General features: G+C 69.0%; 15 protein-coding genes and 1 pseudogene. 1 reads left to right on the forward strand and 15 read right to left on the reverse strand.

From position 1 onward, the window contains the following. Positions 1 to 131: 131 nt before the first annotated feature. From ABZ796_RS25695 to pdhA, 4 genes are all read right to left on the reverse strand, one after another. A complete protein-coding gene (locus ABZ796_RS25695; protein ID WP_357340846.1) occupies positions 132 to 1,793 on the reverse strand; it encodes a calcium-binding protein in 1,662 nt (553 codons plus the stop codon). Between the two features lie 115 nt (positions 1,794 to 1,908). After that, a complete protein-coding gene (locus ABZ796_RS25700) occupies positions 1,909 to 3,231 on the reverse strand; it encodes a dihydrolipoamide acetyltransferase family protein (RefSeq protein WP_357340848.1) in 1,323 nt (440 codons plus the stop codon). Further along, complete coding sequence (locus ABZ796_RS25705) at positions 3,225 to 4,199, reverse strand: alpha-ketoacid dehydrogenase subunit beta (RefSeq protein WP_357340849.1); 975 nt, start codon at positions 4,197 to 4,199, stop codon at positions 3,225 to 3,227. The genes ABZ796_RS25700 and ABZ796_RS25705 overlap by 7 nt, the downstream gene beginning before the upstream one ends. Beyond that, the gene (gene pdhA / locus ABZ796_RS25710; protein ID WP_357340851.1) at positions 4,196 to 5,332 is read right to left on the reverse strand and encodes a pyruvate dehydrogenase (acetyl-transferring) E1 component subunit alpha; all 1,137 of its coding nucleotides are present in this window, start codon (positions 5,330 to 5,332) and stop codon (positions 4,196 to 4,198) included. The genes ABZ796_RS25705 and pdhA overlap by 4 nt, the downstream gene beginning before the upstream one ends. Before the next feature lie 111 nt (positions 5,333 to 5,443). Between pdhA and ABZ796_RS25715 the strand changes: the two genes are divergently transcribed. Then, the gene (locus tag ABZ796_RS25715; protein ID WP_357340853.1) at positions 5,444 to 5,572 is read left to right on the forward strand and encodes a hypothetical protein; all 129 of its coding nucleotides are present in this window, start codon (positions 5,444 to 5,446) and stop codon (positions 5,570 to 5,572) included. Positions 5,573 to 5,586: 14 nt separating this feature from the next. Here ABZ796_RS25715 and ABZ796_RS25720 read toward each other — a convergent pair whose 3' ends face one another. From ABZ796_RS25720 to ABZ796_RS25770, 11 genes and pseudogenes are all read right to left on the reverse strand, one after another. Beyond that, the gene (locus ABZ796_RS25720; protein WP_357340855.1) at positions 5,587 to 6,552 is read right to left on the reverse strand and encodes a glutathione S-transferase C-terminal domain-containing protein; all 966 of its coding nucleotides are present in this window, start codon (positions 6,550 to 6,552) and stop codon (positions 5,587 to 5,589) included. Positions 6,553 to 6,590: 38 nt separating this feature from the next. Beyond that, positions 6,591 to 7,052, reverse strand: coding sequence for a hypothetical protein (locus tag ABZ796_RS25725; protein ID WP_357340856.1), 462 nt, complete (start codon positions 7,050 to 7,052; stop codon positions 6,591 to 6,593). Continuing rightward, complete coding sequence (locus ABZ796_RS25730; protein WP_357340857.1) at positions 7,049 to 7,660, reverse strand: CDP-alcohol phosphatidyltransferase family protein; 612 nt, start codon at positions 7,658 to 7,660, stop codon at positions 7,049 to 7,051. Before ABZ796_RS25730 ends, ABZ796_RS25725 begins: the two co-directional genes overlap by 4 nt. Before the next feature lie 54 nt (positions 7,661 to 7,714). Further along, positions 7,715 to 8,716, reverse strand: coding sequence for a putative zinc-binding metallopeptidase (locus ABZ796_RS25735; RefSeq protein ID WP_357340858.1), 1,002 nt, complete (start codon positions 8,714 to 8,716; stop codon positions 7,715 to 7,717). Between the two features lie 7 nt (positions 8,717 to 8,723). Further along, complete coding sequence (locus ABZ796_RS25740) at positions 8,724 to 9,221, reverse strand: hypothetical protein (RefSeq protein WP_357340859.1); 498 nt, start codon at positions 9,219 to 9,221, stop codon at positions 8,724 to 8,726. Positions 9,222 to 9,237: 16 nt separating this feature from the next. Next, positions 9,238 to 10,149 (reverse strand): transglutaminase family protein, encoded by a 912-nt coding sequence (locus tag ABZ796_RS25745; protein ID WP_357340860.1) that lies wholly within the window; start codon positions 10,147 to 10,149, stop codon positions 9,238 to 9,240. Positions 10,150 to 10,159: 10 nt separating this feature from the next. Next, entirely contained in the window at positions 10,160 to 10,609 is a 450-nt protein-coding gene (locus ABZ796_RS25750; protein WP_357340861.1) for a hypothetical protein, read from the reverse strand. 135 nt (positions 10,610 to 10,744) lie between these two features. After that, complete coding sequence (locus ABZ796_RS25755) at positions 10,745 to 11,218, reverse strand: hypothetical protein (protein WP_357340862.1); 474 nt, start codon at positions 11,216 to 11,218, stop codon at positions 10,745 to 10,747. Next, positions 11,212 to 11,763, reverse strand: coding sequence for a hypothetical protein (locus ABZ796_RS25760; protein WP_357340863.1), 552 nt, complete (start codon positions 11,761 to 11,763; stop codon positions 11,212 to 11,214). The genes ABZ796_RS25755 and ABZ796_RS25760 overlap by 7 nt, the downstream gene beginning before the upstream one ends. A 114-nt stretch (positions 11,764 to 11,877) precedes the next feature. Further along, complete coding sequence (locus ABZ796_RS25765; RefSeq protein WP_357340864.1) at positions 11,878 to 14,346, reverse strand: circularly permuted type 2 ATP-grasp protein; 2,469 nt, start codon at positions 14,344 to 14,346, stop codon at positions 11,878 to 11,880. Continuing rightward, positions 14,343 to 16,312: pseudogene (locus tag ABZ796_RS25770) on the reverse strand (transglutaminase family protein). Before ABZ796_RS25770 ends, ABZ796_RS25765 begins: the two are co-directional and overlap by 4 nt. Positions 16,313 to 16,455: the final 143 nt, after the last annotated feature.

Genomic DNA, 16,455 nt, shown 5'->3' on the forward strand with positions numbered 1-16,455 from the left:
CTTCGGGTTCTTCTTGTGAAGAGGTAATCGGATTACCGCTGCCGAATCGTCATCAACCGTTAATCAGCCGAAAAATTCGGTAACATCCACCGTGGCGGCGACTCGACCGGCGTTACTGACGCCTCGGCGGGTCAGGAGCCGGTGACCTGCACTCGACTGGGAGCAGCGAAGAGCCTGCGACTCTCGCCCCCAGACCAGCCGCCGTCGGCGTAGGCGTTGTGCGCCTCCGGCCCCATGTAGTACACGTAGTTTCCGATGCGGTCCTCGGCATACGCGTATGCGTTGTAGACCCCGGACGGGGAGCCCTTCGGAATGACGAGCTTCGCCGACCAGGTCCCATCCTTAGCCGACCCCGCGGCCCGGGGCACTGCGTCAGTGCAGACCACCGTGTCGACGAGCGGCGTGGGATCTGTCGCGGACAACACTGTCGCCCGCACCAGGCAGAGATCGACACGGCTCACGCCTGCCATGGGGTCCACCCCGCGAACAGCAACCTCTACAGTTCGAGCCGCCGTGGTCACATCGACAGAGGTAGGCGTGAACTTCGTAAGGCTCAGAGTCGGGCTTTGATCATCGGGGTTGTTGTTCGTGACAGCGAGCGTGCCCATGTCGTACCCCGAGCTCATCCTCTCTGCCGCATCTTCTGCATAGATGTTCGCGTGCAGGTTTGCGGCCGGGGTATGGCGCGGGACCGTTAGGTCGTACTCCCACCAGCCGTCACGGGGTCCGCCCGAAACCCAGGTCAGGTGCTGCATGTAGAGCGACGTACCGACGTTGTCACGCTCGTCCACCACATGCCCCTGCACCCAGGTGACACCGATATCGTCGGTGACGCGGACCCGCACCCTGACTTTCACGTCGGCCTTGGTGGTGTCGATCGAACTCGGAGAGAAGGAGACGCTGAGCACCTTCGGAGCAGACTTGTCGGTGCCGCACCCGCCGAGCAGGTAGTCGTAGGTGTCATATGTACAGCGGTTCATGCCGGTGCCACCGGTCAGGTGATCGGTCCCGGCTCCACCTTTGAGCGCATCGTCGTGGCTCTCGCCTTCGAGCTGATCGTTGCCGTCGCCACCGGCGAGCTGATCGGCGCCGCTGCCTCCCCTGATCTGGTCGGCACCGGCGTCGCCCCACAGCCGGTCGGCATCGGCCTCGCCGAGGACCAGGTCGTTGTGGTTGCCGCCGTGCAGCTGGTCGTCGCCCGCTCCTCCGTACAAGCCGTCGGCGCCGTCCCCGCCGTAGGCACGGTCGTTGCCCTTGCCACCCAGGATGCGGTCGCCGCCCGTGCCGCCGTAGAGCAGGTCCCAGCCGGTGCCGCCGTTGACCGTGTCGCGGTAGGCTTCGCCGTAGAGGTGGTCGTGGCCGTCGTCGCCCTGGATCTGATCGCTTCCGGAGCCGCCACGGATGGTGTCGTCCGAGGTCCCGCCGTAGAGAGAGTCGGACGACGAGCCGCCGTAGATGACATCGGCGCCGGCCTCACCGCGGATGGTGTCACGACCGGTGCCACCGAGCAGCTTGTCGGCGCCGTAGCTGCCATAGATCCGGTCGTTGCCGCCGCCACCGTCGACCAGGTCGTTGCCACCACGCGCGTAGATCACGTCGCTGCCACCGCGACCGCAGATCACATCGCGACGCGACGTGCCCTTCAGGACGTCAGCGCCGGACGTACCGACGATCGTGCAGCGTACGCCGGTGGATGTTGTCGCCGCGCTCGCGGGACTCGCCACGAGTACGGTCGCCGAGGCGGCCGTCGCGACGATCCCGGCAAGCAGCGTGCGCCCCGTCAGGAGCACCATTCCTGCCTCCAGAAGATCCTCAGGCCCGCGTCAGCGCGGGCCTGAGGATGGTGCCAGATGCGCTACCGGGTCCGGTAGCGAATTGATGTTCTGTGGGGCGATTGTCGAACGAGGATCAGAACAACAGGGCCGTGCTCGGGTCGGCGACGATCTTGGCCACATCGGCGAGGAAGCGGGAGCCGGCCTCGCCGTCGATGTGGCGGTGGTCGAAGCTGAGCGCGAGGGTGCAGACGTCGCGCGGCTCGATCCGCTCGTCGTCACCGGTGCCGACGATCCAGGGCTGGCGCTTGATCGCGCCGACCGAGAGGATCGCAGACTCCCCCGGGTTGATGATCGGGGCGCCGCCGTCGATGCCGAACGGACCGATGTTGGTGATCGTGAACGTCCCGCCGGTCTGGTCGGCCGGCGGGGTCTTCCCGGTGCGGGCGGTGTCGGTCAGCTCGTTGATCGCGGCACCGAGCTCGACCAGGGACATCCGATCGGCGCCCTTCACGTTCGGCACCTGGAGGCCCCTGGGGGTGGCCGCGGCGATGCCGAGGTTGACGTACTCCTTGAAGACGATCTCCTGGGCGGCCTCGTCCCACCAGGAGTTGATGATCGGCGTACGCCGCATCGCCAGCAGCGTCGCCTTGGCCACCACCAGCAGGGGGCTGACGCGGACCTCGGCGAAGTCGCGGTTCGCCTGGAGTCCGGCGACCAGCTCGGACGTACGGGTCACGTCGATCGTCGTCCAGATGGTCACGTGCGGCAGCGTGAACGCGGAGTCGACCATCGCCTGGCCCATCTGCTTGCGCAGGCCCTTGATCGGCTCACGACGCTCGCCGCCCCCGCTGGTTGAGCCGGGCTCCTGAGGTGCGAAGGAGCCCGTGTCGAAACCAGCAGAGTCGAGGTCCGCGGTCGTGATCACGCCGTCCGCCCGGGCGGGCGTGACGCCGGAAAGATCTATCCCGCGGTCCCGGGCGGCCTTTCGCGCGGTCGGCTTGGCGAGCACACCGCTGCCCGCGGCGGCAACCGGCGCGGACATCGAGCGGGAGCGGCGTACGGCGGTCTCTTCCCGGGCGCCGTAGCCGACCAGGTTGAGGGGCTTGTCGTCGTCGGGAGCGACCGTGTTGGTCTCGACACCGCTCGCTGCGCTCGCGGGCTCGACCGACGGGGCTGACGGGGCTGACGCCTCGGGCGACGGGGCTGATGCCTCGACGGAGTCGCCGATCCGGATGATCGGGGTGCCGACCTGGACCTCGGTGCCGACCTCGACGAGGAGCTCTTGGACGACCCCCGCGTAGGGCGAGGGGAGCTCGACGACGGACTTGGCGGTCTCGATGTCGCAGACCGGGTCGTTGACCTTGATGACGTCGCCCACGGCGACGTGCCACTCGACGATCTCGGCCTCGGTGAGACCCTCGCCGACATCGGGCAGCTTGAACTCGGAGGTCACCATGCGAGGCTCCTGTCGACGGCGTCGAGGACCCGGTCGAGGTCGGGCAGGAAGTACTCCTCCGCCCGGGCCGGCGGGTAGGGCGTGTCGAAGCCGCCCACGCGCAGGACCGGTGCCTCCAGGGAGTGGAAGCACTGTTCGGTGATCCGGGCGGCGAGCTCGGCGCCGAGGCCGAGGTTGACGTGGGCCTCGTGGACGACGACGGCACGACCGGTACGCCGCACCGACTCGTAGACCGGCGCCATGTCGAGCGGCGAGAGCGCCCGCAGGTCGATCACCTCGACCGACTTGCCCTCCCCCGCGGCCGCCTCGGCGGCGGTCAGCGCGGTCTTCACGGTCGGCCCGTAGGCCAGCATCGTCAGGTCGGTGCCCGGCCGCGCGACCCGCGAGGCGAACAGTGGACCTGGGGTCGCATCGACGTCGATCTCGGCCTTGGTCGAGTGGTAGAGCCGCTTCGGCTCCAGGAAGATCACCGGGTCCGGGTGCGAGATCGCCTGCTGGATCATCCAGTAGGCGTCGACCGGGTCCGCGCAGGCCACCACCTTGAGGCCGGGGGTGTGCGCGAACTGCGCCTCCGGCGACTCGCTGTGGTGCTCCACCGCCCCGATGCCGCCACCGAACGGGATCCGGATGACCATCGGCATCGCGACCCGCCCACCACTTCGATAGTGGAACTTGGCCACCTGCGACACGATCTGGTCGTAGGCCGGGTAGACGAACCCGTCGAACTGGATCTCCACCACCGGCCGGTAGCCGCGCAGCGCGAGCCCGACCGCCGTGCCGACGATCCCCGACTCCGCCAGCGGCGTGTCGACGACCCGCGCCTCGCCGAAGTCCTTCTGCAGCCCGTCGGTGATCCGGAAGACGCCGCCGAGCCGGCCGATGTCCTCCCCCATCAGGACGACCTTGTCGTCGTCCTCCATCGCCCGCCGGAGCCCGGCATTGAGCGCTTTGGCCAGCGTCATCTTCATCGCGAGGCCCCCTCGAGGTCGAAGGACGAGAGGTACGCCGCGTAGCCGTCACGCTGCTCCTGCAGCTCCGGCGGCAGCTCGGTGTAGACGTTGTCGAAGAGGCGTACGGGATCGGGCTCGGGCAGGGCGTGGATCCCGGCGCGCAGCCGCTCGCCGAACTCCTCGGCCTCGGCCTCCACCTTGGCGAAGAAGGACGTCGAGGCGCCGCCACCGCGGCGCAGGTAGGCCTCGACCCGGGCGATCGGGTCCTTGAGCTTCCACGCCTCGACCTCGTCGGAGACCCGGTAGCGGGTCGGGTCGTCGGTGGTCGTGTGGGCACCCATCCGGTAGGTGTAGGCCTCGATCATCGTCGGCCCACCACCCTCACGGGCCCGCTTGAGCGCCGACTTCATCACCTCGTACGTCGCCAGCACGTCGTTACCGTCCACGCGGATCCCGGGGAACCCGAAGCCCTGGGCGCGCTTGTAGAGCGGCACCTTGACCATCTGCTCGACCGGCTCGGAGATGGCCCACTGGTTGTTCTGGCAGAAGAAGACGACCGGGGCGTTGTAGGAGGCGGCGAAGACCATCGCCTCGTTGACGTCGCCCTGCGAGGAGGCGCCGTCGCCGAAGTGGGCCACGACCGCCGTGTCGCGGGTCGGGTCGCCGGTGCCGACGAGGCCGTCCATCTGCACGCCCATCGCATAGCCGGTCGCGTGCAGCGTCTGGGCGCCGATGACGATCGTGTAGAGCCCGAAGTTGTGCTCGTTGGGGTCCCAGCCACCCTGGTCGGTGCCCCGGAAGAGCCCGAGCAGCTGCATCGGGTCGACGTCGCGGCACCAGGCCACGCCGTGCTCGCGGTAGGTCGGGAAGACGAAGTCCTGGGGTGCGAGCGCACGAGCCGCGCCGATCTGCGCCGCCTCCTGGCCCAACAGCTGCGCCCACAGGCCCAGCTCACCGTGGCGCTGCAGCGCGGTGGCCTCGACGTCGAGGCGGCGGGTCAGCACCATGTCGCGGTAGAAGCCGCGCACGGCCTCGTCCTCGGGTCGGTCGGGTGAGAACTCGAAGTCCGGGTGCGAGACCCGTTCTCCCTCGGGGTTCAGCAGCTGCACCATGTCGGTGTGGCTGGGACTCGGATCCAGAAATTCAGTCATCACGCTTCCTTCACACGGGGTGGGGTTGCCACCGCTGGCACGCACCCGCGCACGGGCTTGTGACCCGCGACACGTGGCACTCACCAAGGTACTCGGCCGCGGGGAATTGTGGTGGTCGCTGTCCTCGACCCCCTCCTGGTGGTCGCGATCCTGGTGCTGTGGCGGCGGCCGTCCTCGGCGTACTTCAGCGCGGTCGGCGCCGCGAGACAGCGTCAGCGCACCAACTACTACGCCGGCTGAAAGAGAACTTTCTTTCAGCCGAGCGACTCACGCCCGTGCGCCTCGTCCCAGCCGGACAGGTCGGGGCCCGCGGGGACGATCTGCGTGGGGTTCAGGTCGGTGTGGACGATGTAGTAGTGCTGCTTGATCTGCGGGAAGTCGAGGGTCTCGCCGATCCCAGGGGTCTGGTAGAGGTCGCGCGCGTAGGCCCACAGCGCGGGGAACTCGACGAGCTTCTGCCGGTTGCACTTGAAGTGGCCGTGGTAGACCGCATCGAAGCGGGCCAGCGTCGTGAAGAGCCGGATGTCGGACTCGGTGAGCTGGTTGCCGACCAGATACCGCTGCCCCGAGAGCCGCTGCTCGAGCCAGTCGAGGGCATCGAAGAGGCGTGAGTACGCCGCGTCGTACGCCTCCTGGGAGCCGGCGAAGCCACACCGGTAGACCCCGTTGTTGACCTCGGTGAAGACCCGCTGGTTCACCTCGTCCATCTCCTCACGGAGCGCCCGCGGCCACAGGTCGGGCGCATCGTCGGCGAAGAAGTCGGTCCACTCGTGGAAGAAGTCGTGGGTGATCCACGGGAAGTCGTTGGTGACGACCTTGCCGGAGGCCTCCTCGACGATCGCCGGCACCGTGATGCCGCGCGGGTAGTCGGGGTAGCGCGCGAAGTAGGCCTGCTGCAGCCGCTCGATGCCGAGCACGGGGTCGACGCCGCCGGGGTCGAGGTCGAAGGTCCACGACCGGGCGTCGTGCGTGGGGCCGGCGAGGCCGAGGGAGATGACGTCCTGGAGCCCGAGCAGGTTGCGGACGATGATCGCCCGGTTGGCCCACGGGCAGGCGGCGGCCGCGACCAGCCGGTAGCGGCCCGGTTCGACAGGCCACAGCGGCACGTCTCTCGGCCCGAACTCGGGTGTCCGCGCGTCCCGCGTGATCCGGTCCGGGATGTAGTTCATGTCCCGGTTGAACTCGTTGCCAGGTTGCACGTAGGTCGCCTTTTCCTGCATGAACTCACCTTAACCTTGTGGTTGAATCTTGAAGCGAATCAGAGGTACGTCCAGGCGAGCCCCGCAGCCTCCAGGATCACCCAGAACCGCAGCGCACGGGAGATGAGCACCGTGAGCGTGAAGATCGGCAGGTTGAACCGCAAGGCGCCGAACAGCACCGCCATCACCGCCAGCGGCGGGAAGCCGGAGAGGCCCGACGCGGCCAGCAGTGCGGTGGCCAGAGCCGGGCGCCCCGAGGTCCGGGCGTACCAACGGTCGTAGGAGTCCTGCCACTTGGGCGACTCGAGCTTCTTCCTGATCCAGGGGATGTTGGTGGATCCACGGCCGGCGTAGTACCAGACCACCTTGCCGCCGGTCTGGCCGAGTCCGGCGACGAACCCGAGCAGCGCCGGCCACCAGTCAGAGTTCTGGGCGACGACGGAGAGGTACGCCTCGGCGTTCATCACCGGGATGAGCGCCGAGCCGAGACAGAAGAGGAGCGTGCCGAACAGGAGTCTCATCGAGGCACGGGCAGGCCGATCCTGAGGAGCCGTCCCAGCGAGACGCACTTCATGACCAGCAGCGCCGTGGCGATCGCCAGACCCACCCACATCCAGCCGGTGACCAGCAGCAGGATCGCGAAGAGCCCCGAGTTGACCGCCTTGCCCGGGTGGGACCAGTTCCACCGCCACAGCGTCCGGTCGATGACGTAGAAGTAATTCGGGCTCTTGATCGGCCAGGCCAGGTAGGAGATCGACAGGAAGCAGTCGATCACCATGAACTCCACCAGGTAGACGAAGATCGCCGGCGACAGGTCCGGCTGCAGGAACGCCAGCCCGACGTAGAACGCCGCCGCGCAGAGACGGTCGGAGAAGATGTCGAGCACCCCGCCGATCCGCGTCTCCTCGTCGCGCCATCGGGCGACCGCCCCGTCGAGGCTGTCGCCGACCCAGTAGACGACCAGTGCGATGACCAGGAGCTTCAAGCTCTCCTGGTATGCGGCGCTCGCCGCCAGCGTCACCGACGCGATGGTGCGTACGAACGTGATCACGGTCGCCGACGTCCACAGTCGTTCCGACTCGGGGCGGGCGCGCTCCTTGGCGTCGGGGACGACGGCAGTTTCGATCATGGTTCGGAGCATAGAGTGCCGATAGACGACGACCCGGCGAAATCAGCCCGCAGGTCAGCCCGCGTCGCGCACCAGCGAGGCCACGAAGTCGAGCTTGTCCAGGACGGCCGGCGGGATCACGAAGGGATACAGGTCGTCGTGGCCCATGGACCGGTTGATCACGTTCAGCGCGGCCGAGAGCGGCACCCAGATGTCGGTGACGACCTGCCGGAACGGCATCTCGGCGGGCACCGGGTCGGCGAGCCCGTACGCCGCCGCCGACCCGAGCGTGTCACTGATGTGCAGGTAGTGGGCCCAGGTCTCGGCGAAGTCCTCGAAGGGGTGCATGGTGGCGTAGGTCGAGATGTAGTTCTCGGTCCAGTCCGCCGGCGGCCCTTCGGAGTAGTGGCGCTGCAGCGACTCCTCGTAGGAGACCGACTCGTCGCCGAAGACCTCGGTGCACCGTTCCATCAGCTCGGGCCCCCGGACCAGCTGCCACTCGTAGTAGTGGCCGATCTCGTGGCGGAAGTGGCCCAGCAGGGTGCGATAGGGCTCGTCGAGGGTGGCCCGGACGTGCTCACGGTAGGCGTCGTCGGACTCGGCCAGGTCGATCGTGATCACGCCACCGTCGTGTCCGATGACCACGTCCGGTGTGGACGCGATGCCGTCGCTGGCCAGCAGGTCGAAGGTGAGTCCCTCGACGGGGTCCTCGGCCTTGGTGCGGATCTCCAGACCGAGGGTGTCGAGCTCGACCACGAGGTGTCGTTTCGCCTGCTCGGCCAGGGAGTACTGCTGCTGGACGAACTCGGGTGCGGCGTCGTTGGGCCGGGTCCGGGTCAGCTCGCAGGCGAAGCACATCCCGCCCTCGATGCGGGCCAGCCAGGTGCATCCCGTGTCGAGCGTGTTGGCGCAGACCCACCAGATGTAGCCGTCGGCATCGACGTACCTGCCCTCGGGCGAGACCGGGACGATCTCGCGCTCCTCGCGGGAGTAGGCGAGCCGGGTGCCGCACGAGACGCATGCCGAGTTCTCGAAGTAGAGACGGTTGCCGCACTCCCGACAGGTGAACGCTTCCATGGTTCCATCATCGGCCGTCGCCGGCCGTCCCCCAGCTCTCGACGCGCCACTCGCCGTCCTCGCGGACGAGGACCACGACCATCGACTCGTCGGGGACGGGGCCGTCCTCGGCGGTGTAGGAGACCCTGACGGTGACCCGGGCGGCCTCGCCGTACAGCTCGGGCTCACCGAAGACCATGGTCCGGCTCACCGCGCGCGGATTGGGGTCGGCGTAGGTCCGCTTCCCCTCGGCGGCGTCGATCATCGCGCGGGCGCCGCCACCGTCGAGGAGCTCGTCGCCCTCGTCGGAGGCGAGCTCGTAGAGGGTGGCGGCCGAGGTGGTCTCCATGAACTCACGGGTGACCTCGGCCGGGGTCGAGCCGCGCGCCAGCAGCCAGAGGGTGAGCGCGATGACGGCCGCGGCCACCACCAGCACTCCGGAGATGCGTACTCCGCGACGCCAGCGGCTGCCGCGGGTCACGATGCTCGCCCGCTGCGGATGGCCCCGTGGATCAGATACAGGCACGAGCAACACCGTAACTTCACTCCTGCTGGTCGGGGGCCACATCGACAGAGACGGTCAAGGTCGAGGTGGTGGCTTCGGTATAGATGACCCCCTTCACCGGAGGCACATCGGCATAGTCACGTCCCCAGGCGACGCTCACGTAGCGATCGTCGGCCCTGGTGTCGTTCGTCGGGTCGAGGGCGAGCCACTGGCCCGTCCCCGCGCCGCCGAGATCCGCCCCGAGGTGGGGCAGCCACACCTCCACCCAGGCATGAGAGGCATCGGCTCCGACGAGCCGCGGCTTCCCCGGCGGAGGGGTGGTGGCGAGGTAGCCGGAAACATAGCGGGCCGCGAGCCCGTGCGCTCGAAAACAGGCCAACATCAGGTGAGCGAAATCCTGACAGACACCGCCCTTGGCCTCGAAGATCTCCGGGATCGTCGATGTGACCGTCGTGGCCGTGTCGTCGTAGTCGAACCCGGCATGGATCCGGTGCATCAGATCCTCCGCCGCCTCCACGATCCCACGCCCCTCCGTCAGCGAGACGGCACCGAAGTCGTACGCCTCCCGGGTGTGTTCCACGAGCGGTGAGGCCACCGCCAGGTCGGCCGCCCGCCAGGCTCCCGGCAGGCTCGGGTCGACCAGCGGCCGCGCCCGCTCCCACGGCTGATCGAAGCCCGTCTCGTCATAGACGGGCGTGCTGACCTCGATCTCGGAGGCCGCCGTGATCTCGAGCAGCTGATGCGGCTCCAGGACCTGGAAGTACGTCACCGTGTTGCCGTAGAAGTCGACGTCGCTCGACTGGTCCGCGGGCGCAGGAGTGATCCGCACCTCGGCCTTCTCGACATGCTGGTGAGGCAGTTCTCGCGGGGTCACGTTGGCGATCCCGAACGAGTTCGTCACGTCCTCGTCGTAGGAGTAGGTCGTCGTGTGGCTGACCCGGTATCTCACCCGCGGGATGCTATCCCGATCCAACCGCCACGTCGCCGGGGTCGATGAAGGCTCGTCCCTCGAACTCGCCATCCTCGTCGATCCACCGCACGCGAAGCGCCCCGCTCTGCGAGACCTCGACGATTCGACCCCGATGGCCACGAGTCGGCGGCCCAGATGCGCTGCCAAACACCGCCAGCCTCCAGGAATTGTTGGACGGGTCCCAGTCCTTGTCCCCGAGCACCGGCCCCAGCCAAATGACCGGGGCACCGACGACGTACGGCGACGGTTCCGGATCGTCCACGATTCCGTGGGTGATCCCCTGCCAGCCAGGACTTTCGCGGACAGCCCGGACGAGGTCGTCGAACTCCGCATCTGAGACCACCCGAAGATTTTTCAGCTCGTAGACCGCATCAGGGCTGTACCAGCCGTCCTTGTCGAGCCACGACACCAAGGCCCATCCGTCAGGCAGGTCATCCACGACAACCCCTGGCAACACCAGCGGGCCACCTTCGACAGCAGGAAACGTACCCGCCCAAACGACGCGGCGACCCTGCGGCGGAGAAGGGAACGATCCCTGCTGCTGGCGATCAGAAGTACTAGCCATGTCGCCAACCTACGACGCCGAGCAAAGTCGCCACTTCCTCGCCACACCCGTACCTTTCGGGTACGCGGTAACCAGGCCATTGTCCCCGACGATGACGACGACGGTCGCCGCGCCACGAATACGATGAACGTATTTGGTCTTGCCGTCGCCACCGTCCAGTTCTGTGCCGCGATTGATCGTCTTCTTGATGCACGTCAGAGCGTCAGGCCAGTTGGGCACCTCGTGCTTCAACTCTACGTGCACGGCACCCCAAGTCGAACCGTTACCGCACCTGATGGCAATGGAACCGTCAGAAGTCTGGATGGTCCAGAGGCGGTCCTTTACATGTCTAGGGGGCACGTTGGCGGACTCGTTGCCGACGGACCGCGCGCCGCACCCATAAACTGCGTCGGTTGCCTGAGCGTTGGCCGGCACGGAGGCGGCTGCCCACATCGACACCATGACGACGAGCGACGTCGCAACCCGCCCAATCAGCCTCAGCATGATGCGATCCCGTCCCAGCGATCCGGACCAGTCTGGTTGAGGTGGCGGTCGGTCCACGACGAACCGGCGGCGATCTTGTGACAGGCGCTGTCTGTAGCGAATGCCCAGAGGACCTTGACCCGGACGCTGACCGGGCAGCCGTTCTTGACCTTCACGTTCTGGTACGGCCCAGCCGGGTTCGAGTACGTAGCGGTCACACATGCCGGCACAGGCGCTGCGGCCAGCAGTGCCTCGCCCGCGATGTCGTCCTCCGCTATTGCTGCTGCTCGCTTGGCGGACACGCCGTGCGCGAGCAGCACCTTCACGATGTCCTGCTTGTGCCCCGCCGGCTGCTCAACCGCACGTACGGCATCTAGCTCCGCCCAACCCGCGGACGACGCGGCAGCAGGAGTTGCGGCGTTGGCCGTCGGCGTCAGCGCCAAGACGCTTGCGCTTGCGCTTGCGGCGGCGGTGACAGCGACGCACGCCGCTGCATGTACCAAATTCACTTGAATCTCCCCGTTTGAAGTGAGTTTGCCCGAGAATGTCGCCGGTTTGTGCGGCACGCATCCTGACGAGGTCACCACGTTACGTAGCCCACGTAATCGTCGCTACTGCAATTCCCCCGGAGCATCGCCGGGCTCTCAGCCACCCGCTCGTGGTGACGGCCGTGCTCTTGCTCAACTGAGCGATTGCGCGGGGAGGGCGTTGAGGGGTTGCGGGGCGGGGCCGGTGGCGAAGTGGACGTCGGTGATGGCGTCGGCGAGACGGACGAGCTGGGCATGGACCTGGTCGAGGAAGGACTCCAGGTTGGGGCGGCCGACGCCACCGATGGCGACCAGGCCGGCGACCTCGGTGCGGTCGAGCATGTCGGTGATGTCGTCGAGGAGCCGCTCGGGGCGGGACGAGCCGGTCGAGCCGGGAAGCTTGGTGAGGTGGAGCCGCAGCTCGTCGAGGCAGAAGGCCAGGGAGCGCGGGTTGTCGCGGTCCATGATCAGCAGGTCGAGCACTCCCCCGGTGCGTACGTAGCCCCGGTAGCGGCGGCGGTGGGTGACCGCGGACTCGGCCGAGACGAGCACCGCGTTGAGCACCGCGCGGTCGACCTCCAGGCCGCGGCGGACAGTCGTGGTGGCGCGCAGGAGCCGGCAGATCTGCATCGCGCGCTCCAGGAACCGGCCCAGCCGGATCGAGTGGTAGCCCTCGTCGCGGATCATGCTCGCCACGATCCCCTGCATGGCGAGGATGCCGTGCAGCATCTCGGCGCCCGACTCGGCGATCTGGTGCGAGTGCGGGTTGACCCGGAGGTCCTCGGCCGCGCGGTCGGTCGAGGAGAAGATCCGCCACATGTCGGGGCTGAGCTGGTCGCGTACGCCGCTGAAGGCCTGTCGCATCCCGGCCAGCGACTGCGCCGCCGACCCCGGACGGTCGGCGTCGAGCAGCATCGAGCGGAACTCGGCGTCGATATCGGCATCCGGCCGGCCGTGCCCGCCCAGCCGGTCGAGCGCGCTGAGCATCACCTCGAGGCTGATCCCGCCGGACGTACGCGGCCTGGTTCGGAAGTCTTCGGCCAGCACGTGTGTGGCCAGGATGAGCCGGATCAGATCCTCGGCGCGCTCCGCGTAGCGACCCGACCAGTACATGTCCTCGAGCGCTCGCGGGACGAGCACGGTGACCGAGCGGGTGTGGGTCATCGGGAGCACGTCGGCCAGGCCCTGGTCGGCGTCCTGCGGCGACTCCTTGAGCACCCAGACGTCCTTGCTGCACGGCGGCAGCCCGGTCTCGTCGGCCCGGATCGAGGCCAGGCCGCCGACCAGCGGACGGTAGGCCGAGCCGTAGCGGAGCGAGAACGCACGCAGCGTCAGCGGCCGCCCGACCGCGCCGCGCCCCTCGGCCCAGGTCGGGGCCTGGGAGAGCGTGATCTGTTCTTGGCCGACGTGGCGGTAGGGGTCGGCGGCGATCGTGGCGCGCAGCTCCTCGGGGGTCCCGGTGACGATAGTGCCTTCCAGCGTGCGCACGACGAGGTCACCGGTGTCCAGCCGCCGCTCGGCCTCCGCGCGCTGCGCCGGGTCGCCGCACCACCAGGTGCCGAGCGATGCCAGCCGCAGCGGCTCCCCGAGCAGCGCCTCGCAGGCGGCGGGGAGGTAGGGGGCGAGCCCCGGGTTCTCGAGTACGCCGGCCCCGAACCCGTTGACCACGCGCACGCTGCCGCGGCGTACGGCCTCGATCAGGCCGGCGACGCCGAGCTGGCTGTCGCCGCGGAGCTCGAGCGGGTCCGACCAGGTCGCGTCGACCCGGCGCAGGATCACATCGACCCGCTCCAGGCGGTCGCCGTGGCCACGCATCAGGACCTCGCCGTTGCGCACCGTGAGGTCGGCACCCTGGACCAGCGGGAAACCCAGCGTCGAGGCGAGAAACGCCTGGTCGTAAGCGGTCTCGGAGTGGGTTCCCGGGGAGAGGACGACGACCCGGGGGTCGGCCTGGTCACCGGGCGCGGACTCGAGGAGGGCGCTGCGGAGGGCCGCGAAGTAGGGCTCCATCCGGTGCAGTCCGGCGTCGCGGTGGAGCTCGGGGAGCACCCGGCTGATCACCCGGCGGTTCTCCATCGCATAGCCGATCCCGGAGGGGGCCTGGGTGCGGTCGGCGAGCACCCGCCACTCGCCGTCCGGGGTGCGGCCGAGGTCGGTGGCGGCCAGGACGAGCGGGCGCGGGTCGTGGTTGCTGGGGCGGGCGGCGACGCGATGGAAGCCGTGGTGGCCGAAGACCACCGCGGCAGGGACGACCCCGTCCTGGAGGAGACGCTGCGGGCCGTAGAGGTCGACGAGGATCGCGTTGAGCAGCTCGGCGCGCTGGGCCAGGCCGACCTCGAGGATGCGCCACTGCGCCGGGTCGATGACGAGCGGCACCGGGTCGAGCCGCCAGGGCTCGGGCTTGGCGCCGGGGCGCAGGTAGGTGACCCCGTCGTCGGCGAGGAACCGCTCGACGTCGTGGCCGATCCGGCTCAGCGTGGCCGGCGTGATCGAGACGGCCGTCTCGGCCATCGGCTTCCACGCCGGGCGCAGGGTGCCGTCGGGCCCGACGACCTCGTCGTACGGCTGGTCGGTCGCGCCGAGGAGGCCGAGGGCATCGGCGTACTCGCGAAGGACGGTCACCGCACCGCCCGTCGCAGATCCAGGGTGTGGGGGTTGTCGGGCGTGGTGGCGCGAGCCGCACGCTCACGCATCTCCGCGACGTCCAGCCGGCCGGAGCTGTGGCCGCGCGCCTCGAACCTGCTCGCGCGGCGCGCCTCGGCTTCGTTGGCGTTCACCGGCGGGTGGTCGTAGCTGCGGCCGCCGGGATGGGTGACGTGGTAGGTGGCGCCGCCGAGGCTGGTCTCCGAGGCGATGTCGACGACGTCGAAGTGGAGCGGCGCCTGGACGTCGATGCTCGGGTGCAGGCTGGACCACGGGCTCCAGGCCTTGAATCGGACGCCCGCATAGTGGGTTTCCGGGACAGTGGTGGGGGTGAGCGGCACCGGAACACCCTGACACGTCACCAGGTGCCGGTCGAGGTCGATCCCTCTCGCCGAGATCTGGACGCGTTCGACCGAGGAGTCGACGTAGCGTGCGGTCCCCGACCCGGTGGCCTCCTCGCCGAGTACGTTCCACGGCTCGATCGCCTGGCGCAGCTCGAGCTCGATCTCTCCTACGCGCGCGACGCCGATCCGAGGAAACCGGAACTCGGCGTACGCCGCGAGCCACCGCGACTCGAACGGGATCCCGTGGCGGCGCAGGTCGGTGACGACCTCCTCGATGTCGCGCAGGCAGCCCTGAGGGAGCAGGAAGTCCTCGTGGAGGGCGCTTCCGTGGCGAACCAGCGGCGCCTCGTACGGCTCCTCCCAGAACCACGCGACCAGGCTCCTGACCAGGAGCGACTGGAGGAGGGCCATCTGCGGGTGCGGCGGCATCTCGAAGCCGCGGAGCTCGAGGAGCCCGAGGCGCCCGCGGGAGGAGTCCGGGGAGTAGAGCTTGTCGATGCAGAACTCGGCGCGGTGGGTGTTGCCGGTCAGGTCGGTGAGCAGGTGGCGCAGCGCGCGGTCGATCAGCCACGGGCGGGGTTCGGGGTGCTCGCGGGTGATCCGGGCGACCTCCTGGAGGGCGATCTCCATCTCGTAGACCGCCTCCGGGCGGCCCTCGTCGAACCTCGGCGCCTGGCTGGTCGGGCCGATGAAGCGGCCGGAGAAGAGGTAGGAGAGGGAGGGTTGCGCTGCCAGTAGCGGATCAGGCTGGCCAGCAGGTCGGGGCGCCGCAGCAGCGGGCTGCGCTCGGGACTGCGGCCGCCGAGGGTGAGGTGGTTGCCGCCGCCGGTGCCGGTGTGAAGTCCGTCGAGGTCGAACTTCTCGGTCGACAGCCGGGCCTGACGGGCCTGCTCGTAGAGCGTCGAGATCAGCTCCCGCTGCTCCGCCCAGCTCGCCGTGGGCTGGATGTTGACCTCGATCACGCCCGGGTCCGGGGTGACCGTCAGCCGCGCCAGGCGGGAGTCGGGCGGCGGACCGTACCCCTCGAGCACGACGCTGGTGCCGGCGCCCGCGACGGCCTGCTCGATCACCCGGAGCAGGGCGGCGTAGTCGTCGAGGCGGTCGGTCGGCGGGAGGAACACGTGGACCAGTCCGTCGCGCTCCTGGATCGCGAGCGCGGTCGTCGGCGCCTCGTCGGGATCGGTGACGGTCACCTGCGGGATCTCGGGGTCCAGCGGCTCGCCCGCGGTCAGGTACGACGGCTCGCCCGAGAACTGCGGGTCGTGCCAGGAGACCGAGTCCAGCGGCAGCCGCAGCCGCAGCCGCAGCCGCAGCCCGATCGTCGAGGTTCCCGGCGCCAGCACCAGCCGCCCGCGCCGGAACCGCCACTGCGGGCTCGTCCACACCCCGTCGTCGGTGTTGATCGGGATCACCCACCCGACCGGCTCGGTGACCTCCTTGTCGAGCTCGGTGACGTTCAGATCACCCCGGTCGACGGCGTCCTCCGGCTTCGGCCCATCGGGCCGCCGCACCTCCTGCGCGATCTTCGCCAGCGGATCCTCGTACGCAGGGAACACCTGCTCCGCGGGAAACCCGAGGAGCTCGGCGACTCTTCGCGCCACGGCGACCGTGTTGGTCTCGACACGGGCTCGCTGGCGCTCGCCCGGCTCGACCAGCGGTCGTTCGTCGGTCGAGCCGCCGGAGCCGCAAGGCGGAGGCGTGTCGACCAGCGGTCGTTCGTCGGTCGAGCCGCCGGAGCCGCAAG

It is taken from the genome of Nocardioides sp. NPDC047086 (genome assembly GCF_040643685.1).
Taxonomy (GTDB): Bacteria; Actinomycetota; Actinomycetes; order Propionibacteriales; family Nocardioidaceae; genus Nocardioides.

Bases quoted from the DNA above. Each gene is read 5' to 3' on its own strand.
- ABZ796_RS25695 (WP_357340846.1), bottom strand. From the start codon at position 1,793: ATGGTGCTCCTGACGGGGCGCACGCTGCTTGCCGGGATCGTCGCGACG.
- ABZ796_RS25700 (WP_357340848.1), bottom strand. From the start codon at position 3,231: ATGGTGACCTCCGAGTTCAAGCTGCCCGATGTCGGCGAGGGTCTCACC.
- ABZ796_RS25705 (WP_357340849.1), bottom strand. From the start codon at position 4,199: ATGAAGATGACGCTGGCCAAAGCGCTCAATGCCGGGCTCCGGCGGGCG.
- pdhA (WP_357340851.1), bottom strand. From the start codon at position 5,332: ATGACTGAATTTCTGGATCCGAGTCCCAGCCACACCGACATGGTGCAG.
- ABZ796_RS25720 (WP_357340855.1), bottom strand. From the start codon at position 6,552: ATGCAGGAAAAGGCGACCTACGTGCAACCTGGCAACGAGTTCAACCGG.
- ABZ796_RS25725 (WP_357340856.1), bottom strand. From the start codon at position 7,052: ATGAGACTCCTGTTCGGCACGCTCCTCTTCTGTCTCGGCTCGGCGCTC.
- ABZ796_RS25730 (WP_357340857.1), bottom strand. From the start codon at position 7,660: ATGATCGAAACTGCCGTCGTCCCCGACGCCAAGGAGCGCGCCCGCCCC.
- ABZ796_RS25735 (WP_357340858.1), bottom strand. From the start codon at position 8,716: ATGGAAGCGTTCACCTGTCGGGAGTGCGGCAACCGTCTCTACTTCGAG.
- ABZ796_RS25755 (WP_357340862.1), bottom strand. From the start codon at position 11,218: ATGCTGAGGCTGATTGGGCGGGTTGCGACGTCGCTCGTCGTCATGGTG.